This is a genomic window from Vibrio furnissii CIP 102972 (assembly GCF_000176175.1).
Taxonomy (GTDB): domain Bacteria; phylum Pseudomonadota; class Gammaproteobacteria; order Enterobacterales; family Vibrionaceae; genus Vibrio; species Vibrio furnissii.
Window position 1 is genome coordinate 518,876 of sequence record NZ_ACZP01000014.1, and the last position, 24,460, is coordinate 543,335.

Consider the following 24,460-nt stretch of genomic DNA (forward strand, 5'->3'; position numbering starts at 1 on the left):
ACGCATGGGTGAGATTTTGCATGCTGCGCACGCCAAAGAAAATCGTGATCGTCCTCATTTTGCTGCCAGTGATGGTGTTTTCATTGCTGCTGCCCCTGCTCGAACGTCAATATTCCCTGTTTCTGCTCAACCATAAAATGGACGAAGTCAGTCGCTATCTGGCTGAACGCGGGCGCGTGCTCAATCACATGATGATCGAACAAGCGGACCAACTGCAATTTGATTGCAGCGAGGACGACATGCACCTGATGCGCGCGCCGAAATATTACAATCATTATGTGCGCCTGATTGGCGTCATCACGGCAAACGGCAAAAGCTGTTCGACCGTGGGCGTGTCTCTGGTTGCCGATGAGCTCGAAGGCGTACGCATTCCCGCCACGGGATTTTACATGGCCACCACACCCGCCTACGAACACAGTGAGAGCGAACTGCTGGTGATGTACAAAAAAGGCGGCAACCTCATCTACTGGGTGTTGTATGGCGGCTGGGGACGCGAGCTCTTAAAAACGCCTTGTGATGATTGTTTTTATATGACGTTTCGTTTTATGGACTCGGCATTTGAACACATGCGCATTGAGCGCGGCGATCCCGCCATCGCCACGCAATCCAACCGCATCATCGCGACCATGAGCAATCACGACACCCAACTGAACAGTGAAATGACGCTGTCGGCCGCCGAGCAACTGCACGCGTATGTGCGTCATCGCTTGGTCATGTGGGGGCTGCCACTATCGCTGCTGGCTGGGCTGGTCATGGGGTTTGGTTACTTCATGGTGCGCCATTACCGCAACTCGATTGAAGGGCTGATTGAGATGGCAATTCGGGATGACGAATTCGTGCCGTTTTACCAACCAGTGGTTGACAGCCGCACAGGGCATATCGTGGGGTTTGAAGTGTTGCTGCGCTGGCAGCGCGGCCATGAATGGATTGCGCCGAGCCAGTTTATTCATGTCGCCGAAAGCTCTGGGCTGATCATGAAAATTACCCAACAGCTGATCCAACAGGTGGTGGAGGACATCCCCAAATTACAGCCTGAGCAGTGGGTGAGCATCAATCTGGTCGCTGAACACGTGGAAACCGTCGCCCTGCACGACACGTTGAACGCGCTGAACTGGCCGTATGCCCACCAGATTCAATTTGAAATCACCGAACGTGAGCCCATCAAGAATTTGCTGATGGCAGACGACATGATTCAGCGCCTGATTCAACGCGGTTACCACTTTAAGATCGACGATTTCGGCACGGGCTACGGCGGGTTTTCCTACCTGCAACAGTTGCAAATCGACAGCATCAAAATCGACAAGATGTTCATCGATACGATTGACACCACCGACATCAAACGCAACATCCTTGAATCCATTATCGCCTCAGCCCACAAAGCCAACGTCGAGGTGATTGCCGAAGGCGTGGAAACCACCAGCCAAGTGGCCTATTTAGCCAAGCGGGGTGTCTATCTGATTCAAGGGTTTGTCTATTATCGACCGATGCCGATTGCGCAAGTGTTGCACTACATTCAGCGCCCTGAGTCCGCAGACCCTGAACGTTCGGCATAAAAAAACCGGCGAGAACGCCGGTTTGTGTTGCCAAGCGGCTTAGTCCCACTCAGGCGCAAAGTCTGGATTAGCCAAACGATGGTTGCGATCCAGCGTCGCAATGCGCGCCATGTCGTCGTCACTCAACGTCACGTTCACGTACGCCAGATTGCTCTCGATATTGGCACGTTTGGTCGACGATGGAATGGTGACAAACGCGTTGGCTGCCATCCACGCCAGCACCACTTGCGCTGGTGTGGCTTGATGCGCGGCGGCAATCTCTTGAATCACAGCGTCTTTTAGCACCTCACCGTAAGCAAATGGCATGTAGCCAGTCACGATGATGTTGTGCGCGCGGCAAAACGCCACCACTGCACGGTTTTGCAGGTAAGGGTGCACTTCCACTTGGTTGGTGTAAATTACACCTTCACCAAGAATCTCAATCGCCTGCTGCATCTGCGCAACGGTAAAGTTCGATACACCAATCTGTTTTGCTAGGCCCAGATCCTGCGCAGCTTTGAGGCATTGCAGGTATTCGTCCATCGCCACGGCGTTGTCTTTGAGCGGCCAGTGGATCAGCAGTAAATCGACATAATCGGTTTGCAAGTCACTCAGGCTCTGTTTCAAGCTTGGCAAGAAGGACGCTTGACCCAGTTTATCCGTCCAGATTTTGGTGGTCAGAAACAGCGTTTCGCGCGCCACGCCGGAAGCGGCGATCGCTTCACCCACTTCTTTTTCGTTGCCGTAAATCTGCGCAGTGTCGATGTGGCGGTAACCCGCCTCCAGCGCCATGGTGACCGAATGAAACGCGTCTTCCCCTTTCAGGCGGAAGGTGCCCGCACCAAGCTGAGGTATCTTCATGGTTAACTTTCCTTTCTCTTCATTTTTATGGGTATACGTTACGCAGCGCTGTAGGTTGGGTAGTCGATCAACCCTTTCTCTGCGCCGCCGAACAGGGTGTCTGGGTCGTGTTTTGCCCACGGTTGGCCCAACTGAATGCGCGCCGGTAAATCGGGGTTGGCGACAAACGGACGACCAAAGCCAATCAAATCAGCCAAGCCCGATTGCACTGCTTGTTCAGCGCGTTCGGCGGTGTATTTACCGGCGTAAATGATCGCGCCAGAGAACACATCGCGCAGCGCACGTTTGAAGTCTTGTGGCATCAGCGGCGCATCTTCCCAGTCGGCTTCCGCAATGTGCAGATAGGCAATGTCGTGCTGGTTGAGCAGTTTGGCTGCCGCCACGTATGTTTCTTCTGGGTGATCATCCACCGTGCCATTGAGCGTGGTCAGGGGTGCCAGTCGAACGCCGACGCGATCCGCGCCAATCGCGTCACACAGCGCGGTCACCACTTCGTCTAAAAAGCGCAGGCGGTTGGTTAGGCTGCCGCCGTATTCATCGGTGCGATGGTTCGATTGTGAGTCAATGAATTGGTTGATCAGGTAGCCGTTCGCCGCGTGCAGTTCAATACCGTCAAAGCCCGCCAGCAACGCATTTTTAGCCGCCTGACCAAACTGAGCGACCACGTGTTGGATATCGTCATGGGTCATTTCGCGCGGTTCAACCACATCGACAAATCCCGGTGCATCGGTGCCGTTATCGATGAAGACTTTGACGTTTTCCGCCTTGATGGCTGAGGCCGAAATCGGCTGCTCGCCGCCGATGTTGTCTGGGTGTGTCACGCGGCCAACATGCCACAATTGCGCGAACATCAAGCCGCCTTCGGCGTGCACGGCGTCGGTCACTTTGCGCCAACCGGCGATTTGCTCGTCGCTGTAAATCCCCGGTGTCCAAGCATAACCTTTGCCCATCGGTGAAATTTGAGTGCCTTCACCAATGATCAATCCGGCGCTGGCACGTTGGGCGTAGTATGTTGCCATCATATCATTGGCAACATCACCCGGCTGCGAAGCACGCGAACGGGTCATCGGCGGCATCACAATGCGATTTGCTAAACGAAAACGGCCCACTTGCAGTGGTTGGAATAGAGCGTTAGTCATACGGTTCCCCTTCATGAGTCAGGCGAGAGGCTCAGATGGTTTGTCACGCACCAGAGTCACTCAGCGATGGAACCATGCTAATCGCCTGATAGCATGAAATTAAGTCGCAAACAGACAAAACATTTTTGTCCGATTTGCAAAAGTGGCAATCAAAGGTTGAACTTGGGTTGAATGAAGTCAATGAAGGCCGAAATGCGACGCGCCACATTAGACGATTTGTAATACACCGCATTGATGAATTCGCGATCCGAATGCAGCTTGCGGTGCGAATCCAACAGCGCAACCAAACGCCCGGCGGCGATGTCTTCTTTGACCATAAAGCCCGACAAACAGGCAATGCCATTGCCGGCAATCACCAACTGACGCACTGTTTCGCCGCTGCTACATGCAATCGTCGGTTCGATAAACTCAGTGCCATTGAGCGGCCAGATATTCAAGGTACGTGGCGCGGTGAAGCCAACGATATCGTGCTGATGCAACTCTTGCGGCGTGGTTGGGAACCCGCGCTGAGCGAGGTAATCCGGCGACGCCACAACATACAAAGCACTTTTCCCCAACGGCCGTGCATGCAAAGTCGAATCATTGAGTTTCCCGATACGAATCGCCACATCGGTGCGCTTTTCCAACAAATCGACAAAGCCTTCGTTGGAGGTCAGTTCCAGATCAATATCGGGATACGCGGCGTGAAATTCACGCACCAAGGGCACCAGTTGGTGGAGCATAAATGGGCTGGCCGCATCAACGCGCAATTTGCCTTTGGGCAACTCGCCACGAGAGACGATGTCCTCTTCGGCCTGACGCAACTGTTGTAACCCAGCGCGTACCGATTCCACAAAGCGCTTGCCCTCTTCAGTCAGTTCCAGCCGCCGCGTGGTGCGATTTAAAATCGTGATGCCCAGTTGCAGCTCCAACCGACTGACGGCACGCGAAACTTTCGCCACCTGCACATCCATCACTTCCGCCGCTTGCGAAAAGCTGCCGCTATCTACCACCGTGATGAGAATTTCCAAATCGTCCGAACGGGTCAGCATACGCACTCCATTTATTGCAAAAATCACAAAATTGTTTTGCTAATACTAGCGTTTTTCGCAAATAAAAGCTCATGAATAATGCACGCCATCGCACAGCTCGCTTCACGTCACTGACGCTGAAGCACAACGAGGAAACTGTTATGCCCATTGCTCTATTAGCTCTTACGCTCAGTGCGTTTGCCATCGGCACCACTGAGTTTGTCATCGTCGGCTTGATCCCGACCATGGCCCATGATCTGAATGTCTCACTCCCTTCGGCCGGTTTACTGGTCAGCCTATATGCGTTGGGCGTCGCCATCGGCGCGCCCGTGCTCACCGCCTTAACCGGTAGCTGGAATCGTAAACGTGTCCTGTTGTCTGTCATGGCGCTATTTGTGGTCGGCAACGTGCTTGCTTGGCAATCTCCGGGTTACTCTACCTTGATTCTGGCCCGCATTTTGACTGGCCTTGCGCACGGGGTGTTCTTCTCGATAGGTTCCACCATCGCCACCGGACTGGTCTCCAAAGACAAAGCCGCCAGCGCGATTGCGATCATGTTTACCGGCCTGACTGTCGCTCTCGTCACCGGTGTGCCACTGGGAACTTACATCGGCCAAACCTTGGGTTGGCAAACCACCTTTTTGATCGTCGCGATTTTGGGTCTATTGGCTTTGATCGGAAGCGCATTTTTGGTGCCAAACAACCTGCCGCAACCGCCACGAACCACATTGACCGAGCAGGCCAAAGTGCTGGCACAGCCTCGCCTTCTGCTGGTGTTTGCCATCACCGCACTGGGTTACGGCGGCACCTTCACAGCCTTTACTTTCATTGCACCGATTCTAGAAAACGTCTCTGGTTTTGCGTCAACCACCATCAGTATTTTGATGCTGGTGTACGGCGCCTCCGTTGCGGTGGGTAACATTTGGGGTGGCAAACTGGCCGACAAACATGGCCCAACTCGCGCGCTGACCATCATTTTTGCTGGCTTGAGCCTGATTCTGCTGCTGTTCACCTTTGCTGCGCCGCACCCTGTCGCTGCCGTGCTGATGGTCCTGATTTGGGGTGCCTTCGCTTTCGGTAACGTCCCTGGCTTACAAGTGTATGTGGTCAAACTGGCGGAACACTACACACCGAAAGCCGTTGATGTGGCATCGGGATTGAACATCGCTGCCTTTAACGTCGGCATTGCGCTCGGTTCATGGGGCGGCAGTATCGTGGTGAAAGAATCTGGATTGATGAGCACGCCATGGGTCGGCGCAATCATTGTCGCTGTCGCGTTGCTGCTCACCCGCTGGAGCCATCGCTTAGACCAACGTCAACCCGAGATTGCTCGCTCACTGTAACGGTCATTCATCAAACCCAAGCCCTCATTTGAGGGCTTTTTTTTATTGGTTTCCTGCCACGTCGTTTTACAATGTCACTCTGTATTTTCACTGGCTACCCCGATGAATGCTCTCTGCCGAACCGACACTCTGCTGCGCCAAGACGACTTGCGCATGCGCTGCCTGCGCGCGGTGCAATCGCTCAATCTGCCCGATGGTTATCTCGGCGCCGGATTTCTGCGCAACGCCATCTGGGATGCGCTGCATGACAAGCGTGAGATGACGCCGCTCAACGATGTGGATGTGGTTTACTTTGACCGCGATGATTGCTCACTCGATACCGAGCAGCAGTGGCAACGTCAGCTCCATCACTTGGTGCCAGAGATTCGCTGGGAAGTGCGTAATCAGGCGCGCATGCACCTCAAACAGGGGCACGCACCGTACATCAGTTGCGGCGATGGGATTGCCCGTTGGGTGGAAGTACCAACGTGTGTCGGCGTGCGGCTGGAAGCCGATGGCCACCTGCACTTTTTTGCGCCCTTTGGCTTAGAAGAAAACTGGTCGTTGCAGGTGCGCATCAATCCCGATTTTCCCCAGCCTGAGATCTTTCGGCAGCGAATCGCGACCAAGCGCTGGCTGACGATTTGGCCGAAATTGCGTGTGAAGTAAAAACGGCCCACCCCAAGGGTGAGCCGCGCAATCCGTTCATCGGGTTTATTCGTTAATCGGGTTTGATGGTGGGGTTGAGGCTGACTCGGCGACGCGTCAGCAGCTGCTTGATCCAGCCATGACCGCTGACCAGCACAATGCCACCAATCACCATCACGGAACCATACAAGAATCCCGCTTCGATTTTCTCACCGAGAATCAATGCGCCCAACACCACGCCATACAGCGGGGTCATAAACGACAGCACGCCAAGGCGCGAGGCGATGTACGTATTGAGCATCCAGAACCAAACCAGAAAGCCGCCAAACGAAATAATTAAGGTTTGAAACGCGACACTGGCGAGCGCCAATGGCGTTGGATTGATGGCCGTTTGATCCATCCAAATGGCCGCGCCAATCAGCACCACAAACGCCACCACCAGTTGATAAAGCAAGGTTTGTTCGGAAGAGACATTGGCCAGTTTCGAGCTGCGAATCAGCACCGTGGTTAATCCCCATGAGACACCCGCCAGCAGCGCCAAAAAATCGCCCCACAGCATGTCGGGTTGCGTGGACACCGCAGTCCCCGGATGCCACAAAAACGCCACCGCAATCCCGGCAAATGCGAGCAAAATGCCACACCATTGCACGGGCGACAGACGCTCCGAATCAATCAGAAAATGGAGGATCAACGCGCTGAACACCGGCGAGGTATAGAGGAAAATCACCGCGTGCGATGCCGAGGTGTAACGCAGCGCTTCGCCAAGAAACAGGTATTCGAGTGCAAACAGGGCGCCCACCGCCAATCCGGGCTTCCAGTTGCCATCGGCAAACACCAGTTTTCTACCGCGCAGCAGCACATACGCCATCACCAAAACGGCTGCAATGCCCGAGCGCATCCCAATTTGCAAGATCGGGGCAATGTCGTTGCCGGTGGATTTTAGTGCAATTTGCTGCAAGCCCATGGTGAAACAGAACACCACCATGATGCCGAGCGCCATGCCATCGATTGGTTTGCGCGACGTCATTCTTGTTATCCATATGATTGATGATGGCTACATTATGCGTTGTCGTGATTCAGACATATAGCTAGAATCTGACAACGCATAGCGTTGATGTGACAGAGTGACCCATGAGTATTTTAACCAAACAGCTGCATACCCCACCGTTCAGCACCACATTGCCTGCGCCATTGGTGTTTCGCACCGCTTGTATGCCTGCCGATGCGGCCTATCCGCGCCATAGCCACCCTTGGGGCGAATTCGTTTACTCGTTCAGCGGGGTGATGGAAGTGAAAGTCGGCAGCCGCCAGTATTTGACGCCATCACAATATGGCTTGTGGCTGCCGCCGAATGTTGAACATCAAGGGCTCAACCGCTACGAAACCTGCCACAGTTCGCTGTATGTGGATGAAAGTTTGTGCCATCACATGCCGCAGCACACCTGCGCGCTGGAAATCAGTCCGTTGGTGATCGCGCTGCTGGAGCATCTGCGCCAAACGCTAATCACGCCGCCCTACCGTGACGAGGAGTTTCGCTTGTTGCAAGTGTTGGTCGAACAGCTGACCCACGCCACGCCGATTGGCAGCTATCTGCCCACCTCAACCGACCCACTGCTTAGCAAAGTGCTGACGTGGCTGGAGCAAGATCCCGCCAGCAACGCCTCATTGCAAACACTGGCCAAGCAAGCCCATACCACGGAACGCACCCTGATGCGCCGCGCTCAGCGCGATTTAGGCATCTCGGTGTCGGAATGGCGTCAGCGCCTGCGCGTGGTGAAAGCCATGCCAATGCTCGAAGCAGGCGATAAAGTGGAGAACATCGCTCATGATCTCGGCTACGCCAGCGCATCGGCCTTCATTGCCATGTTCCGCCGCTTGATGGGCGTCACGCCCGACGAATACCGTCGCAATCTCGGGGCCTGAAGAACCTAAATTGGAATCGGCATCATGGAGAAACCACGCGCTATCACCCATAATCAGCTCATCGGAAACCTCACAAGGAAGAAGAGTATGTCAACCTTTCACTGGAAAGCGGCGTGTTTAGCGCTGCTTTTGGCCCTGCCCGCGGCGCCATTGCTGGCATCTGAGCGCTCAGAACTGGCATGGCAAATGATTGATAGTGGCGCTCTGGTGGTAGATGTGCGCACGCCAGATGAGTTTGCCGAGGGCCATGTGGAGAACGCCCACAATATTCCGCTCAGTGATGTCGCGACTGGTTTTGCAGCGATTGATAAAGACCAACCGATCGTGGTCTATTGTCGCAGCGGAAACCGCTCTGCCATGGCGATGCAAGCGCTGCTAGAACAAGGCTTTACCAACGTGCACAACGGCGGCGGCCTAACCGAAATGCAAAACACCCGCTTAGAGCTGACGCCGCTTAATTAAAGCATATGTGGTTATATACTCAGAATCATCTCCACTCTACGGTTTTTCTTCCGTTGCTCCAAAATCGCATTATTCGCAATGGGCTCAGAATCGCCTCTGGCTTCAATGACGATTTGCTCTGGGTCGACACCTAACTCCACTAAAATATTTGAAATAGTCACCGCCCTTCTGAGAGACAAAGCATAGTTATATTGGTTTGAGCCTTGATTATCAGCATGACCGACCAAAAGCACTTTTATACGGCTATCTTTAGAAATACAATCGATCACCTTAGAATAAACAAAAACATCTTCCAGTGCCTCATAGTGAATATCAAATCCGAAGTGGAAGGCGTACTGTCCAGAGAGCATGTTTTCTATACTTTCAGCGCACATATCTTTGGGAATATGATATTCAATGGGGCTATTATTCATCATCGGTTCGACCTGACTACTATCAATAACCATTTCAGCTGGTCTCGATTGCAATATATCACTAGTAACAACTTGATTGTCCACCGGGAAATAGTAATTCACACCAAGTGATATCATATTTATTTTATGACCATCAACAGCATCACCTTTAAATATGTATTGATTATCAAGATGTAACCTAACATTTGAATCAACATTTAAGGCGAGTCCAATACTCCCCCCTTTCGAAAAATCCATGTCATGTTCATAAACACCAAACCTTGTGTAGAAGTCCATATAATCATTGATAGGTATAGACATTTTTCCTGAAAAGCTCACCAAATTAGACAAATATTCAACACTGGTATTTCTGAAATGATGAAAACCTAACTCTGCAGAAAGATACCCTAAAAACTCTTCACCAACGACGCCTTGTAAATAACCGCTATTCCCACAATCAATACAATCATCAAAAGATGAAGCATTTCTTCCTGCATATCCTCCAATATATGTATTAGATTCAACATAAAAAGATGTAAATAACAAAAAACAAAAAACTAAACGGAACATAAAACCAAATTACCTATAGTAATACACTATCAATTAAAATCGTAACTAGTTGATTTTGTTGAATAATTTAAAGTAACTTTCTTTAACTACCTTTCCAAAGATCAATCAGTAAGATTCATCCTCGTCCAGTAAGGATATGAAAAACCGTTAGGCAGACACTTAACAACATAATTTAAAATTGGAAGCAGTCAAGCAACAAAAAATGTGTACTGTGTTTAGAGAAAAATAAATATGACTCATACTAAATTATTAATTTTACCAGCAATTATTTCAGTGTTTTTATCCACCACTGCGGTCGCAGATCCAAGCGCAGGAACGGGTACAATCACATTCTCTGGTGCAATTATTGATGCACCTTGCTATATCGCACCAGGAAGTGACGAACAAACAATTTCACTCGGTCAGGTCAATAAATCACTTCTGGCGTCAGGTGGTGAAACAGCGGATGTGCCATTTTCTATTAAATTAGATGGCTGTGATCTAGACACGATAAAAAATGTAACGGTCACATTTAAAGGTGAACCTGCAGACACATCTAAAAAATCTCTCGCAATTAATGGGACAGCATCAGGCGCTGCCGTTGCACTGATGGAATTTGAAGGTGACAGAATTACACTTGGTCAGCCGACCAATAACATTAATCTTGTTGATGGATCCAATGAACTGAAGTTCAAAGCAAAAATGACAGGTGTACAAATCCCTAACGGTGAAGGTGTTGAACTTGCACCAATTAATGTCGGTAACTTTACTGCAGTAACCGACTTCATCTTAGAATATAACTAATAAAAAAATGACAGGGATGTCAGATAAATAAGAGTTATACAATGACACATATTCACCCACGTTTGTTACTAATACTGGCGTTATTGGCTCCAATAATTCAGGCAACTGAGTTCAATCTAGATCTGCTCAGTACTGAAGAAAAGCAGTCTATTGATTTTTCAAAATTTGAATCAGATAACTTCATACTTCCTGGTAAATACGAACTCAGTATATATGTCAATAATGTTAATACTGCCAGAATGCTTAATATCAATATCTATGAATCATTGATATCGGGTACTTACGTATGCATTGATAATGAACTCGTTGATTTAATTGGAATGAAAACAACAATTAAAGATGCGATCATCTTTGATGAGCAAGGATGTATGAATTCCGAACTATTCGATATACATACCGACGTATCTCTAGTCAACGACAGCCTGACTGTAACGATACCAAAGCAAAACTTGGAATACAGTGATAGTTACTGGGACCCGTCGGAACGCTGGGTTACCGGAGAGACAGGGTTAATCATTGATTACAATACTAACTTTAGCCATCGTAAATCCACCGACGGAACATCAAAAAATTCTTCTGCTTATGGTGTTGCCGGGCTAAATTTCGACCGTTGGCGATTCAGAACGGAGTGGCAAACTTCAACACGCAGTAACTCGGGCAATAGCGAACACACTGGATTAGTTGCCAACCGATATTATGCTTATACCGACATCAAAACACTTGAAAGTCGAGTAACAATTGGTGAATCAACGCTCACATCAAAAATATTCGACAACTTTTTATATCAAGGCATAAACCTGACCACGAACGAATCCATGATTCCACCGCACCTTCGTGGTTACGCGCCTGTGATATCGGGTTTTGCGCAAACAAACGCAAAAGTGATCGTGACACAAAACAATCGAATTCTCTACGAAACGACCGTACCACAAGGATTCTTTAAAATAGAAGATCTCGACAGGCAAATCAGTGGCAAACTGGATATTCGAATTGAAGAGGCTGATGGGAGTGTACAAGAATTCACCTACAATACATCATCAATACCTTATTTAACTCGACCAGGAACACTACGATACAACCTAACTGTGGGGCAACCCAATGATAATCAGCATAATAAAATAGCATCTGGTTTTTTATTTGGTGAGACATCTTGGGGAGTTAACAATGGTTGGTCACTTTACAATGGTATCATCGCTAGTGACTACTATAGTAATTTTGCGATTGGCACTGGTTGGGACTTAGATAATTTAGGAGCGGTCTCCTTTGACTGGAGTCATTCAAATTCTAAATATTCTTTTAATCAGCATTCCCACGCTCAAGGAAATTCTTATAAAATTAACTATTCAAAAGAATTTAGCGACTTATCTAGCCAAGTAACATTTGCAGGTTACAAATTTTCAGACAAGAACTACATGTCAATGTCTGATGCTATCAGTGCAAAAAGCAAAGATATTATCAATAAAAATGAGAAAGAGACTTATGTGATCGTGCTAAGTAAACAGTTTGATCAATCCAATCTTTCAACATTTATAGATTATACCAAAAACTCATATTGGGATAATAATTCCAATGAAAGATATAGCGTTTCTATATCGGGTTATACCGAGCTGTTCGATGTAAAAAACATCAACTGGTCACTAATTGGTTATCGAACATATAGCGATATAAATTCAGAAAATGGGTATTACTTGAATATCTCTGTGCCACTAGGAAAGGCTCGAATGTCTTACCATAACTCTTCGTACGCAGGGAATATGACACATAATGCGAGTTATTCCAGTAGGAATAATAATGACAACTATGTCGTCACACTCAACAAAAATCGAGATATCAACGGAATTTCCGGTTACTACACACATGATTCAACCATGGCCAAAGTCGCAATAAATGGTAGTTCTTACTCTGACCATTCTCGAACAGAGAATATAAACATTCAAGGTGGACTAACAGCAACTAAGTATGGGGCAGTTCTACACAATAATTCCGTAGCAAACAGTAGTCGAATTTTTGTAACGACACCTAAAAGCAAAGACGTTCATATTGATGGTAATGGCATATCTAATCCAACAAATAGAAAAGGAAATGCCATCGTTAGTAATATCAATGCTTATAAACGAAGTTCAGTGTCAGTCGATGTCGATAATTTACCAGACAATACGGAGATATTAAGCAATTCTGTATCTACGTTTACGCTCACAGATGGTGCAATTGCCTACCATAAGTTTGACGTTCTACATGGTCAAAAAGGCATGATCAACATTCGACTAGAAAATGGCTCATATGTTCCATTTTCATCAGTGATTGAAAATGGTGAAGGTCAATATATGGGTATGTTTACTGAGAATGGCAATGCGTATGTATCTGGTATAAATTTTGGTGAATATGCATACGTTAATCTAGATAACACAAATAGATGTCGCATCTATTTGGATGAGAACATATTTACAGAATATTCTATTTGTAGAAAGGTAGATAACAACCATGAATAAATTATTTATTTCCACCCTGTGTGGCGCTATATTTTTCTCTCCTTGCTCATATTCAGCGATTGCGATTGATCGAACTAGAGCTATATTTTTAGAGGGAGAAAAATCCATCAGCTTAAAGATCCACAATTATAGTGAAAACGCACCATATTTAGTTCAAGCATGGGTGGATGATGGAAACGCTCAAAAAGACCGCTATTTCACAGCCATCCCTCCAATTCAGCGTGTTAACGAAAACTCTGACACGAAATTTAGAGTTGTGGACATCAACAGTCAATCTTTACCAAATGATCGTGAAAGTGTTCAGTACCTTAGTATTCGGGAAATTCCGCCAAAATCATCAAATGAAAACGTACTTCAAATATCCACACAAAGTCGAATAAAATTATTTTATCGACCAAAATCAATCTCTAGTTTGATGACTGATAACTATAGTCCATTAAATGAACTCACCGTATATTTTAGTGAACAAAAAATGTTGCTAGAAGATAATTCTCCGTTTCATATAACAATTAGTTCAATTGAAGATGAAAATAAAATAATTTATGACAAGGCTTTAATGATAAAACCATTTGAAAATATTTCTATAGATATAGAGAAAACCATTGACAGCAAAAAAACATTATTTATTACTTATATTGATGATTGGGGTGGAAAAAGAAAAGAGACTTTTTCTTGTAATTGGGGGAAATGCAAAATTGTCCAATAATTTTCCATTCTTCATATATTCAATTTTTATTTTTTTTAGTCATCTATGTTTAGCCGAAACAGAATATTTTCAGATTGAGTTCAAAGGAAAATTCACTGTTGAAACGTGCGCCTTACTTTCTGAAAGTGAGAATATTAATATACCATTTACCGATACAAAAATTGAATATTCAGAAAAAATATATTCTGAAATTATAGAGATAAAATTTCAAAACTGTGAACACACTAAATCCATAGATAATATTATATTTTATGGCAACACTTTAAATGAAACAGCAGAGTTGATTGAGACGTCTTTACAGGGATTAGCGATTGGATTAGAAAACATCGACGGATCAGAAGTGATATTCAACACTCCTAATGATTTAACAGATTTTCAATCAAATATCTTATTTTACAAGGCTTACATTGAACGCATAAAAAATGGTGATTTTCATGGTGGTGAATTTACTTCATCACTCACATTTGTAATAGAATATAAGTAGCTGAATATGTTTAAAACAATAACACATATCATGACAATAATAACTATTATATTTTCAAACTTAACTTATGGCGGAGAGTTTATATATGTTCCGATGATCACTGGTGTCGGTAACTATGATTATCTTATGTGTCAGCACTGGTCTCTTCCCGTAACGGTCACCGGGATTCCTTATCCAAAAAGTGTCGTTGAAAGTTGGGCAAAACCAGCACCTGATGGAGACGGGAATATTGCAGGATTAACACATGTCAATTACGACGGACCTGGGTATTGGAACGTTTCAGGCGGACCTGCAGAAACTTATGTCTCAATCAAGAAAACCGACTCACTGATATCAGCTATTGAATTGTTATCAAAGCATTACGGCATCGAAAACGGTGGTTCAACCACACTCACTGTACAACACCATGGTGGTTGCCCACCGAACAATGAAAAAGAATGTTTAGGTATATTTTATTTCATTGGATGGATGATGAATACTAATTATTCATCATCTGAACCAGTAAAAAAGAATGTTGTTCCTAGTGGTTGTTACAATGTTCCGCCAACGACACATCGATGCTTATGGAAAAATAACAATTTAACCATTGATGTAGGTACATGGAGTGTACCTCACACGAGTGGAACTTCAGGAGAAAGAGATCTACAAATTGAATGTACTACAAATACAGACATAAAAATATCATGGGAAAACCCATCGACCCTTTTAGATGGAAGAATATCCATTACAATTAATGACAAAGAGAGCAATAAAATTCACTCAGTCAATAGCGGCATAAATGTCATAAAAATGAAATACAACTACCAATTTCCTACACAACCTGGAGATGATTATGCCACTACGTTTTTACTCATTGACTATATTTAAATTATATTGCTAATCCCATGGAGATATATAATTTCACCGTTATAATTAGTAGAAAAATATATATCTCCATTTACTTTTTTGTAAAATAAATCGTTGTCAGACACTGGGATATTTAGAATATGTGAATAGTTTTTGAATAAGTCAAACCCATCTGGCAATTCTAGATTATAGCTTAAATTATACCGATTGGACTGATAATTACCTTTAATTTCATTCCCTTTTACATTTCCATTGCTATGATAACTTGCTATTTCCTGACCATCAGAAAGTTGAATTTTCACATGATTTTCTTGGTGATAAACATCTTTATTTATCTTGTAAAGCAGTGCTTTATTATATTTATAGATGCAATCATCTAGTGACTTAAATTTAGAGTGGCAATATACAGATGACTGGCCATATATAGACATCGTATCAGAAAATGCATTTTTTGTATGAACTAAGTTTCCATAATCGGATTCTACAATATCACTGATTTTTTTGACCCAATGATCTATTAGCTCAAAGTTGTCATTGTGGATTATATTTATAACGATAGCCGAAATATTAAAAATATGGATAGATAACATCTTGTCTGTAACTAATATGGTGGTACTCAATTTTCGTTATTTTACTGCTGGAATATTATTAAATAAATATAAAATTTTTCCATAATCAACATCATTGTTATTTATGGAGTACAACGAAACAACATCATTACTGACTTTGTGAGAATAACTATCTTGATTATTATAATAGTCGCAGAGAAGGAACATTGTAATAGAAGCACTAATACCATAGTAAATGATATTTCTAACGCTCAGATGATTAATTCTATCTATGTGATTGATTTTATTCTCTATAAAAATAAGCACGGATACATCTTTTATATAATATCCTACAGTTGGAACTGTATAAATTACATCATCAAAACCTAAATTAGAAAACTTGCGCCTTAGAGAAAGAATATATTTATTTAAACTTGAATCAGCATTAATAGAATGGGGCCATACTGCTGATTTTAAATCACTTCTAGAAGAAATATGGCCAAGTTTACTTTTATCAAAAAGTTCTACTAACAGATGTTTTTCTTTGTTACTCAAGCGCTCTTTTATTTTTGTTTTATTGTTAATAATTATATTTTTTGTTGTGTCAAACTTAACTTTCATGTTCGTAATACTTCATTAAATACGTCGTGGAAATATAATGTTTTTTATCTTATTGTCAATATATAAAGAGGTTTTATGTTCTACTTTGTTAGATTTGATGGTGACCTATACTTTCAAAAAATATTTAATTCTCCTCAAATGAGAGAAATCGGTTATGAAATATTGTTCAGACCAAGAAAAATAATAAATCGTTCTTTTTTTGGTCTAAAATCCATAGAAACAATCTAGAAGAAAAGGTGGATTTTACAATCTTAAATAAATTGTTAACCTATTTAAGCACGATGCACTTACCTAAGCATAAAACCATCTCTATAAACATACATCACGTCAGTGTATTGGATGATTACAATCAGAAACTTATATATAAAATTGCTCAGTACCTTGAGCTAAATGAGTGTACTTTGTGTTTGGAATTAGTAGAAAATGGAGCAATCCCAAACTATTACTTGTTAAAAAATCCCTATCGACGTTAAAAAAACAATGCACAAATTTAAAAATTCACCTAGACGATTTTTCTGAAGGGTTAAATAACATTGGGATTATGTATTACTTAGGCGGTCTAATTGATGGTATAAAGATTTCACATTCAACAATGTCTTCCGTAAAACACAAAAACCTTATCGATTTTTGTATTTACTTCTCAAAGAAATTTGATATTGGAAGCATTACGTTCGAAGGAATTGATGAGGCCGCAAAAATCGCAACCGTCAAAGGTCTTGATGTTGCACAAATATCACTGCAAGGTTTTTTGTTGCATAAACCTGCACCAATTACAGAACTCAACATAGAATCGTCTTAAATTCATCATTAGATCAAAAAAATAGGCACATCATTTGTGCCTATTTCATCATGCAGTTCAAATATCAAAAACCGTTAATCTGCTCAATCAAACTGGCAAAAATGCGCTGACCAATCGGCGTCAATTCATCGGGGAAATCGTAGTCCGGGTTGTGCAGTTGTGGGCTTTGTTGGCCCGAGCCGAGCACGAACATCGCGCCCTCTTTTGCGACCGCGGTAAACTGACCAAAATCTTCCGACCAACGCATCGGCTCGTCAAGCAGGGTGCACGGCGTCTGGGTGTTTTGACACGCTTGCACCACCAAATCACAGCCCAGTGACGAATTCACGCTGGCCTGAAACACATCCTGCCATTCCAGAGACCACGCCAGCCCGCTCGCTTGCGCGCTCTGCTGCGCTAACTGCGTGGCGGCTTCCACCAACGTTTCCATCGCCTGATTGGTTTCACTGCGCAGCGTCGCCATCACCACCGCGTCGCCCGGCGCGGTGCCAAACGCAATTTCGCCTAATTTGGCGTGAATGACCGTCACCCAACAGCGCTCCGTGAGCGATGCCGGCAACGCGTTCAATTGCTCAATAATCTGACACATGGCCAGCGCCGGACTCACACCGTTTTCCGGATGCGCCGCGTGAGACGTTTTGCCTTTCAGACGAATGATCATGCCGCGTGACGCGCAATTAAACGGCCCAGCTTTGACCGCAACATGGCCCAGTGCCAGCCCCGGATAGTTGTGCAGCGCAAAGGCGAAATCCGGCATGAACGCAGCAAATTTGGCATCGTTCACCATGTTGATCGCCCCTTCCCCGGTCTCTTCCGCGGGTTGGAACGCCAACACCACTCGTCCTTTTTGCGGGCGTTGCTGGCTCAACTGTTGGCCGAGCGCGCTGACGATCGCCATGTGACCATCGTGGCCGCATTGATGTGATACGCCCTGATGCAGCGAGCGGTGCGCAAACTGGTTGGTTTCTTCAATCGGCAGCGCATCCAACTCACAACGAATCAGAGTGGTTGGCCCCGGCGCTTGGCCTTGGAATACAAACGCCACGCCGCGGCCGCCCAATCCCGTCACCACCTCATCGGGCGAGAAAGCGCCAAATTGCGCGAGAATGCGCTCAGCGGTCTGATGTTCCTGATTGGAGAGTTCCGGGTATTGATGCAGTGTGCGACGAAACTGCGTCCAACAAATCTCAGCCATAAAGCGGCGCCTCCTTGGGTTAACAAGCCTGTGAATGTTCAGCTTGCCGCAACATCGGCAATAAAATATTGATTCGCTTCACACTTTGTGGGGTGCGGCGCTTGGACGTCGCGCTCGATCTGTGGCGTGCAAACAGGCATACTGCCGTGATGTTTTCCAATCGGTAGTGTGTGTGCACGTCTCTCTTTCCGAATATCACGCCTTAGGTGATGCGATTATCGCACTCAATACGCCCGCCTTTACGTCGCGCTATGTGGCGCTGCTGCGCGAGATTATCGATTTTGACTGCGCGGTGATGCTTGGCTATCGCCACAACAAACACCCGATTTATCTCTACGATTCGATTCCGGATAACCGCGAACTGCTGTTTCAACGCTACCTGACGGAGTCATATCAGCACGATCCGTTCTATCGTTTGGTGGCCGATACGCAGCGAGAAGGCGTGTTTCATCTCAGCGAGATGACCGATGCGCCGCACAGTTATCAGCAACACCATTACCAACAGCAGTTTTATCCGCAAACCGGCTGGCAAGATGAAATGAGCCTGGTGGTGCAACTCGACCATGAGCGCTGGATTTTGCTCTACCTTGGCCACCTTGCTGCCGGGCGCAGTTTTTCCGCGCAGGACCGACAAGCGCTCAAACAGCGCTTTCACACGCTGGCGCCGCTCTGCCGCCAACATTGGAGCGCCAATGCGCTGCTGCTGGCCCACAGCGATGACACCGCGCTGGAAAGCGAGACCAACCACACGCCCGACATGCGCCGCTGGGTGGAACGCGCACTAGCAAGCTTTGGCACCCAACTGCTGAGCCCGCGCGAGCAGCAAATTACCGCCTTGCTGGTACAAGGGTTGGATTCGCAAGAGATCGCCACGCAACTGGGCATCACACACGGCACGGTCAAAAATCATCGCAAGCGCATCTACGCTCAGCTTCATGTCGCCTCGCTCAGTGAACTGTTTCAGCTGTTTTTAAATCACCTGATTGGCGCGCCCAACCATTCACCACGCGCTTGAAAAAATCACCGCGATTATCCCTTTAGGGACATCGCCGACCCAAAGCCCTTTCCGTTACTCTGCCTGCAAGACATCTTGGAGGCTGTATGAATTCCCAAACCCTATTTCATGATTTAACCGCGCGCGGCCTGATCGCGCAAAGCACATCACTTGATGAACTCACCGCCCTATTCTCTGAACCACAAACCCTGTACTGTGGCTTTGATCCAACGGCGGGCAGCCTGCACATTGGTCACTTGGTACCGCTATTGATGCTTAAACGTTTTCAGGATGCGGGGCACCAAGCCATTGCGCTGATTGGCGGCGCAACGGGCATGATTGGCGACCCAAGCTTTAAAGCCACCGAACGCACACTCAACTCAGCGCAGACCGTGCAGCAATGGGTGGACGATTTACGCCAGCAGATCACGCATACCATGACGCCGCATCTCACCCAGCCACTGCGGTGTGTCAATAACGCCGACTGGACAGGCCAAGTGAATGTGATCGACTTCTTCCGCGACATCGGCAAACACTTTTCGGTCAATGCGATGATCAACCGCGAATCGGTGAAACAGCGCCTGGCTCGTCCAGACCAAGGCATTTCGTTCACCGAATTCAGCTACTCGCTGCTGCAATCGTTCGACTTTGCCCATTTGAACCGCGAACATCAGTGTCGCCTGCAAATTGGCGGTAACGATCAATGGGGCAACATCGTCAGCGGCATCGACCTCACCCGTCGCCTGAACAACGAAACCGTGCATGGTTTAACACTGCCACTGATCACCAAATCCGACGGCACCAAATTTGGTAAAACCGAAGGGGGCGCCGTTTGGCTGGACGCGAGTAAGACCTCGCCCTACGCGTTCTACCAGTTCTGGTTGAACACCGACGATGCCGATGTATACCGTTTTCTGCGTTACTACACCTTCCTGTCGGTGGACGAGATTGCACGCATTGAAGCCGAAGATGCCGCGCGAAGCGGCAAGCCGCAAGCGCAGCAAATTCTGGCCGAGAACATCACTGCGTTTGTGCATGGGGAAGCGGGCTTAGCGAGCGCGCAGCGCATCAGTGACGCCCTGTTCAGTGGCGCTGTTGCGCAGCTCAGCCGAGATGAACTGGCACAGTTGGAGTTGGACGGGCTGCCGTGCACCACCGTCAGCACCGCTGATGATGTGGTTGAACTGTTGATCGCATCGCAACTCGCCAGCTCCAAGCGTCAGGCACGCGAATGGTTGGCCAATGGCGCCATTCGCGTCAACGGGGAAAAAATGGCCGACGCCGATTTAAGCCACAGTTTTGCGCTGTTCGATCGCTACTACCTGCTGCAACGCGGTAAGAAACAGTTTGCGCTGATCAAACTGAGCTAAGCCGAGCACCTTAACATTGTCCGCCGCGCTGCTGGTGTGGCGGGCAATGCCTCCATTCCCACTCCAATTCGCTCATTCTGCCGCCAGAACTGAGCACTCAATACCGCCATCATCCGCCGCACAGATAGAAACCTAAAACTCATTTAAATAACTAATATATAAGTAATTTTTTCTTTCACAATTGCTGGGTATTTATGCATTTCTATGGTGTAACTCTCGAAATGACGGTGACTGAAAATGGCATAATCTCGAGTGCAATCGATATCACGCATCAACGCGTGCAACACAAAGCGGCAGGGCATTGCTGCTTGTTGTTAGTTCAGCTAATTTGGGAGGCAGCAGTGTTTAACCATAAACTCAAGCGCGAGCTTGCAGACATGCGCCGTCAGCAGACGGAAACACATGAACAACATCAACGAGAGATACAGGATTTAGTCGACCAACTGGCGCAAAAAGAGCGCGAGATTTGCAATCTCCAACAGAGCGACCAAACCACCAACGCAGTCATCCGTGCGCAACTGCGCGGCGGTGCCATGCTGGAAGCGATTCGCACTGGGCTGGCGCGCAGCGCCGAAGAGATGGAACAGGAATTGAATGAACTGCATCAGTTGGATGACATGTTTGCCCAAACGCAATCGGCCTTGAGCCGCCTGTCTGAACGGGCGACGCGCATCAATCAACAAGCGATCAGCAACATGGAAGCTGCCGCCATTCTCGATACCACGGCGTCGTCCATCGGCCAACTCATAAATGCAATTCAAGAGATTTCTGCACAAACCAACCTGTTGGCGTTGAATGCCGCCATTGAATCGGCACGTGCTGGCGAAGCCGGACGGGGGTTTGCTGTGGTCGCCGATGAAGTTCGCGCGTTGGCGGGCAAAGCGCACCACGCTAGCGATCAAATTGAACACTTGGTGAAACAGGTGATCACGCAGACTTCCGACATCAAAGCATCCATCAACAGCAACCAAACGTATTCGTTGGAAGTGGCAACCTCCTCGGAGCAAATTGAGCAGGTGGTGAATGCGGTACTGGCGAAATCACAGCACATGCAAGAGGTGATTCGCATCGCGACCGCACGTTCCTTCCTCGATACCGTGAAAATTGATCACGCGGTGTGGAAAAACCACATCTACCAACACATTGAGCAGCAAGCGTTCGACAGCAGCGTCAATGCGCACACCGAATGCCGTTTGGGTCAATGGTACTTTAAAGGCAACGGCGCCAAGCTTTACAGCCACTTGCATCACTTTGCCCGATTGAAGGAGCCGCATCAGCGCGTGCACGACGCTGGCAAAGAAGCGCTGTTGGCCGGACAGCAGCAGAACCTGAATCAGTTGGTGGATGAACTACAAGCGATGGAAAGCGCCAGTGAACAGGTGGTGGAAACCATCGATCATTTGATGCGAGAAGTGATACTCGATCAACCGGCCTAAAAAAGCCCCGGACGGGGCTTCGTGTTTATTGGGCGCTGGAGAGTTGCAGGCTTTGCAGCGCATCACTCACCATCAGGTGATCGTCGATTTGAGCCAAACCCGAGACCGTCACCGCCCCCACCAATCCCGACCCGGCAATTCGAATCGGAAACGAGCCGCCATGAGCGCAATATGCCGCCGCATCAATGTGCGGCTGCGTCTCAAATTCGCGCTGTTTTTGCGCGTTGTACAGCGACAGATAGTAAGAACTGCGGCCATAACGCAGCACCGAATTGCGTTTGCGGCGCATCCAATCAAGATGATCCGCGCACGTGCCCGGCATAGCGTATTGGAACAGCGTTTGGCCAAAACCATACACTTCAATCGCCACCGCAACTTGCTGGCTTTCCGCCATCTGCTTGAGCGTGCAGCCCAATTGCCACGCCACATCGTGGTTAAAATGGCTCAGTTGCAACGCCTCTTCTTGCTGCGCAATCTCGGCCAGTGTCAGGCTCATAAGTTCACCTGCAACGTTTGACCCGTTTTACTGCTCTCCAGCGCCATTTCAATCAGCGCGATGTTTTGCAGTGCCTGCTCTGGCGGCACCGGGTTGGCCGTGCCGAGACGAATCGCATCCGCTACGCCTTTGAAATAGAGCTGATAGCCGCCCAGTTCGGTCGCAATGGTTTCTGATCCCGTTTCGCTGTGTAGCTGACCATACAACGACGCTTCTTCCTGCGACCATTGCGGGCTGTCTGGTTGCTTGCCTTCTTTGAGGTAGGTTTCCTGTGGATCGAGGCCGTATTTCTCATACTTCGCCAGGCTGCCTAGCACTTTGTAGCGCAGGTTCGGCTCTGGGCTGTAAAGGTTTGAATGCAGGTGCACCAAATGATTTGGATAGTGCAGGATCAGGTTGTAGTAATCGATGGTGGTCGCGCCCGGGCGCATCATGCGGCACTGCGCATTGATCGCCTGTGGCACCCCAAACAGCGCCAGCGCTTGGTCCAGCAGGTGCGGCGCCAAATCAAACAAAATACCGCCGCCATCTTGCGCCAGTTCACGCCAGCGCTGACGAATTTGTGGACGGTAGCGGTCGAAGTGGGATTCAAACAGTTTGATGTCGCCCAAACGCCCTTCCGCCATCAGCTTTTGCAGAGTGAGGAAATCGCCATCCCAACGACGGTTATGAAACACGCTCAGCGTGAGACCTTTTTCCGCCGCCAACGCAATCAGCGCTTCGCCATCTTCAATACGGGTCACGAACGGCTTTTCAACGATCACGTGCTTGCCATTTTGCAGCGCGCGTTTGGCCAGCGGGTAATGCACATCGTTCGGCGCGGTGATGATCACCAGCTCCGCATCGCTGTTGTCCAGCAGGTCATTTGCATCACCAAACCATTGCGCGCTTGGCCAATCGGCCGCGACTGCCACTTGCTGGCTGGAACTGATCGCACTCAGCGTCAGCTCAGGCAGCGCGTTGATGAAAGGCAAGTGAAAGGTTTTCGCCGAATAGCCGTAGCCAATCACGGCGGTTTTTACCGGAGCGTAAGTCATATCAAAACTGTCCTTCTGGTGCGGTCGCCACAACACACTGAATGTCGTGACGGTCAAATAATTCTTGCAGTGCTGGCGCGGGTGGCGCGTCGGTGATCACCATGTCGATCGCCGCCACATCACACACGTGATGAAAATTCTCGGTGCCCATTTTGCGCTGTTCACACACCAAAATGATCTGCTGCGCTTGCGCCATCATCGCGCGTTTCATCGACGCTTCTTGTTCATAATTGGTGGTCAAGCCGCGCTCAGACAGGGCGCACACGCCAATAAATGCCTTGTTGACATGATAGCCTGCCATTTGCTGCTCGGCCTGCGGGCCCAAAATGGCGCGGCTGTACGGATCAAAATGGCCGCCCAACAAATGGACTGTATACGAAGCCCCCTCTTCAACCTGAGCCAGCGTGTTGACTGAGTTGGTGACGATGGTCGCGGGGGCGGCCAGATAACCGGGGACGAGCGCCAACGTGGTGCTGGTATCGAGCACAATGTAATCCTGCACATCCACCATCGATGCCACGCACTGCGCCAACGCATGCTTGCTCGCGCTGACGGTTTTGGCCGCAAACGGTTCGCTTTTCGGCGACACTGGCGCCAGCATCGCACCGCCTCGAATGCGCTGAATGCCCGGCAACTGGGTAAGCTTCACCAGATCGCGTCGCGCGGAATCACGCGACACCCCAAACTGATCACAGATGTCGGTCAGGGTCATTTTCCCCTGCTGCTTGATCAGCATTTGTAAGTGAATCAGGCGCTCTTCTTGGGTCATAAACTTAAAATCACGTAAGCAGTTTTAA

25 protein-coding genes are annotated in these 24,460 nt (G+C 47.7%); 14 read left to right on the forward strand and 11 right to left on the reverse strand.

Translation table 11 applies throughout. The annotated features are described in order from the left end of the window. Window positions 1-20 precede the first annotated feature (20 nt). Complete coding sequence (locus VFA_RS12585) at window positions 21-1,553, forward strand: EAL domain-containing protein (RefSeq protein WP_004727216.1); 1,533 nt, start codon at window positions 21-23, stop codon at window positions 1,551-1,553. Between the two features lie 39 nt (window positions 1,554-1,592). Here VFA_RS12585 and dkgB read toward each other — a convergent pair whose 3' ends face one another. The 3 genes from dkgB to VFA_RS12600 form a co-directional block, all read right to left on the reverse strand. Beyond that, window positions 1,593-2,393, reverse strand: coding sequence for a 2,5-didehydrogluconate reductase DkgB (gene dkgB / locus VFA_RS12590; protein ID WP_004727217.1), 801 nt, complete (start codon window positions 2,391-2,393; stop codon window positions 1,593-1,595). Between the two features lie 38 nt (window positions 2,394-2,431). After that, window positions 2,432-3,532: an alkene reductase gene (locus VFA_RS12595; protein ID WP_004727218.1), complete on the reverse strand. Its 1,101-nt coding sequence runs from the start codon at window positions 3,530-3,532 to the stop codon at window positions 2,432-2,434. A 149-nt stretch (window positions 3,533-3,681) separates the two neighbouring features. Beyond that, a complete protein-coding gene (locus VFA_RS12600) occupies window positions 3,682-4,563 on the reverse strand; it encodes a LysR family transcriptional regulator (protein ID WP_004727219.1) in 882 nt (293 codons plus the stop codon). Window positions 4,564-4,703: 140 nt separating this feature from the next. Between VFA_RS12600 and VFA_RS12605 the strand changes: the two genes are divergently transcribed. Further along, window positions 4,704-5,885 (forward strand): MFS transporter, encoded by a 1,182-nt coding sequence (locus VFA_RS12605; RefSeq protein ID WP_004727220.1) that lies wholly within the window; start codon window positions 4,704-4,706, stop codon window positions 5,883-5,885. 102 nt (window positions 5,886-5,987) lie between these two features. Next, window positions 5,988-6,533 carry a nucleotidyltransferase family protein gene (locus tag VFA_RS12610; protein ID WP_050780264.1) on the forward strand — a complete coding sequence of 182 codons (546 nt, stop codon included), beginning with the start codon at window positions 5,988-5,990 and terminating at the stop codon, window positions 6,531-6,533. 52 nt (window positions 6,534-6,585) lie between these two features. Here VFA_RS12610 and VFA_RS12615 read toward each other — a convergent pair whose 3' ends face one another. Continuing rightward, window positions 6,586-7,539: a DMT family transporter gene (locus VFA_RS12615; protein ID WP_004727222.1), complete on the reverse strand. Its 954-nt coding sequence runs from the start codon at window positions 7,537-7,539 to the stop codon at window positions 6,586-6,588. 104 nt (window positions 7,540-7,643) lie between these two features. Here VFA_RS12615 and VFA_RS12620 point away from each other — a divergent pair, with 104 nt between their 5' ends. Next, window positions 7,644-8,435 carry an AraC family transcriptional regulator gene (locus VFA_RS12620; RefSeq protein ID WP_004727223.1) on the forward strand — a complete coding sequence of 264 codons (792 nt, stop codon included), beginning with the start codon at window positions 7,644-7,646 and terminating at the stop codon, window positions 8,433-8,435. A gap of 87 nt (window positions 8,436-8,522) precedes the next feature. After that, the gene (locus VFA_RS12625) at window positions 8,523-8,897 is read left to right on the forward strand and encodes a rhodanese-like domain-containing protein (protein WP_004727224.1); all 375 of its coding nucleotides are present in this window, start codon (window positions 8,523-8,525) and stop codon (window positions 8,895-8,897) included. A gap of 11 nt (window positions 8,898-8,908) precedes the next feature. On the opposite strand, the gene VFA_RS12630 is transcribed toward VFA_RS12625, so the two are convergent. Beyond that, window positions 8,909-9,859 carry an OmpA family protein gene (locus tag VFA_RS12630; RefSeq protein WP_004727225.1) on the reverse strand — a complete coding sequence of 317 codons (951 nt, stop codon included), beginning with the start codon at window positions 9,857-9,859 and terminating at the stop codon, window positions 8,909-8,911. A gap of 231 nt (window positions 9,860-10,090) precedes the next feature. Between VFA_RS12630 and VFA_RS23200 the strand changes: the two genes are divergently transcribed. From VFA_RS23200 to VFA_RS23205, 5 genes are read left to right on the forward strand one after another with little or no spacing between them, the layout of a single operon-like run. After that, the gene (locus VFA_RS23200; protein ID WP_115333267.1) at window positions 10,091-10,642 is read left to right on the forward strand and encodes a fimbrial protein; all 552 of its coding nucleotides are present in this window, start codon (window positions 10,091-10,093) and stop codon (window positions 10,640-10,642) included. Between the two features lie 41 nt (window positions 10,643-10,683). Next, entirely contained in the window at window positions 10,684-13,131 is a 2,448-nt protein-coding gene (locus VFA_RS12640) for a fimbria/pilus outer membrane usher protein (protein ID WP_004727227.1), read from the forward strand. Then, complete coding sequence (locus tag VFA_RS12645; RefSeq protein WP_038151717.1) at window positions 13,124-13,837, forward strand: fimbrial biogenesis chaperone; 714 nt, start codon at window positions 13,124-13,126, stop codon at window positions 13,835-13,837. Before VFA_RS12640 ends, VFA_RS12645 begins: the two co-directional genes overlap by 8 nt. Next, on the forward strand, window positions 13,779-14,321 hold the full coding sequence (locus tag VFA_RS12650; protein WP_157132495.1) for a fimbrial protein: 543 nt from the start codon (window positions 13,779-13,781) through the stop codon (window positions 14,319-14,321). The genes VFA_RS12645 and VFA_RS12650 overlap by 59 nt, the downstream gene beginning before the upstream one ends. Window positions 14,322-14,327: 6 nt before the next feature. Then, window positions 14,328-15,188 carry a hypothetical protein gene (locus VFA_RS23205; RefSeq protein ID WP_004727229.1) on the forward strand — a complete coding sequence of 287 codons (861 nt, stop codon included), beginning with the start codon at window positions 14,328-14,330 and terminating at the stop codon, window positions 15,186-15,188. Here VFA_RS23205 and VFA_RS12655 read toward each other — a convergent pair. Both VFA_RS12655 and VFA_RS12660 read right to left on the reverse strand, forming a co-directional pair. Beyond that, window positions 15,185-15,787 (reverse strand): hypothetical protein, encoded by a 603-nt coding sequence (locus VFA_RS12655; RefSeq protein WP_140209450.1) that lies wholly within the window; start codon window positions 15,785-15,787, stop codon window positions 15,185-15,187. The two genes, VFA_RS23205 and VFA_RS12655, sit on opposite strands and share 4 nt — an antisense overlap. Before the next feature lie 6 nt (window positions 15,788-15,793). Beyond that, entirely contained in the window at window positions 15,794-16,336 is a 543-nt protein-coding gene (locus VFA_RS12660) for a winged helix-turn-helix domain-containing protein (RefSeq protein WP_038151725.1), read from the reverse strand. Window positions 16,337-16,739: 403 nt separating this feature from the next. On the opposite strand from VFA_RS12660, the gene VFA_RS12665 reads away from it, so the two are divergent. Continuing rightward, a complete protein-coding gene (locus VFA_RS12665; RefSeq protein ID WP_038151728.1) occupies window positions 16,740-17,135 on the forward strand; it encodes a hypothetical protein in 396 nt (131 codons plus the stop codon). Between the two features lie 64 nt (window positions 17,136-17,199). Here the strand turns inward: VFA_RS12665 and VFA_RS12670 are convergent, their stop codons facing one another. Then, window positions 17,200-18,330 carry an amidohydrolase gene (locus tag VFA_RS12670; RefSeq protein ID WP_004727230.1) on the reverse strand — a complete coding sequence of 377 codons (1,131 nt, stop codon included), beginning with the start codon at window positions 18,328-18,330 and terminating at the stop codon, window positions 17,200-17,202. Between the two features lie 172 nt (window positions 18,331-18,502). Here VFA_RS12670 and VFA_RS12675 point away from each other — a divergent pair, with 172 nt between their 5' ends. The 3 genes from VFA_RS12675 (at window position 18,503) to VFA_RS12685 (ending at window position 22,130) form a co-directional block, all read left to right on the forward strand. After that, entirely contained in the window at window positions 18,503-19,345 is an 843-nt protein-coding gene (locus tag VFA_RS12675; RefSeq protein WP_004727231.1) for a helix-turn-helix transcriptional regulator, read from the forward strand. 86 nt (window positions 19,346-19,431) lie between these two features. After that, a complete protein-coding gene (gene tyrS / locus VFA_RS12680) occupies window positions 19,432-20,694 on the forward strand; it encodes a tyrosine--tRNA ligase (protein WP_004727232.1) in 1,263 nt (420 codons plus the stop codon). Window positions 20,695-21,035: 341 nt separating this feature from the next. Beyond that, a complete protein-coding gene (locus VFA_RS12685; RefSeq protein ID WP_004727233.1) occupies window positions 21,036-22,130 on the forward strand; it encodes a methyl-accepting chemotaxis protein in 1,095 nt (364 codons plus the stop codon). Between the two features lie 25 nt (window positions 22,131-22,155). Here the strand turns inward: VFA_RS12685 and VFA_RS12690 are convergent, their stop codons facing one another. The 3 genes from VFA_RS12690 to VFA_RS12700 are packed head-to-tail and all read right to left on the reverse strand — an operon-like array spanning window position 22,156 to window position 24,432. Next, window positions 22,156-22,626, reverse strand: coding sequence for a heme-degrading domain-containing protein (locus tag VFA_RS12690; protein ID WP_004727234.1), 471 nt, complete (start codon window positions 22,624-22,626; stop codon window positions 22,156-22,158). Continuing rightward, window positions 22,623-23,663 carry an oxidoreductase gene (locus VFA_RS12695; RefSeq protein ID WP_004727235.1) on the reverse strand — a complete coding sequence of 347 codons (1,041 nt, stop codon included), beginning with the start codon at window positions 23,661-23,663 and terminating at the stop codon, window positions 22,623-22,625. The genes VFA_RS12690 and VFA_RS12695 overlap by 4 nt, the downstream gene beginning before the upstream one ends. 1 nt (window position 23,664) lies before the next feature. Further along, the gene (locus tag VFA_RS12700) at window positions 23,665-24,432 is read right to left on the reverse strand and encodes a DeoR/GlpR family DNA-binding transcription regulator (protein WP_004727236.1); all 768 of its coding nucleotides are present in this window, start codon (window positions 24,430-24,432) and stop codon (window positions 23,665-23,667) included. Window positions 24,433-24,460: the final 28 nt, after the last annotated feature.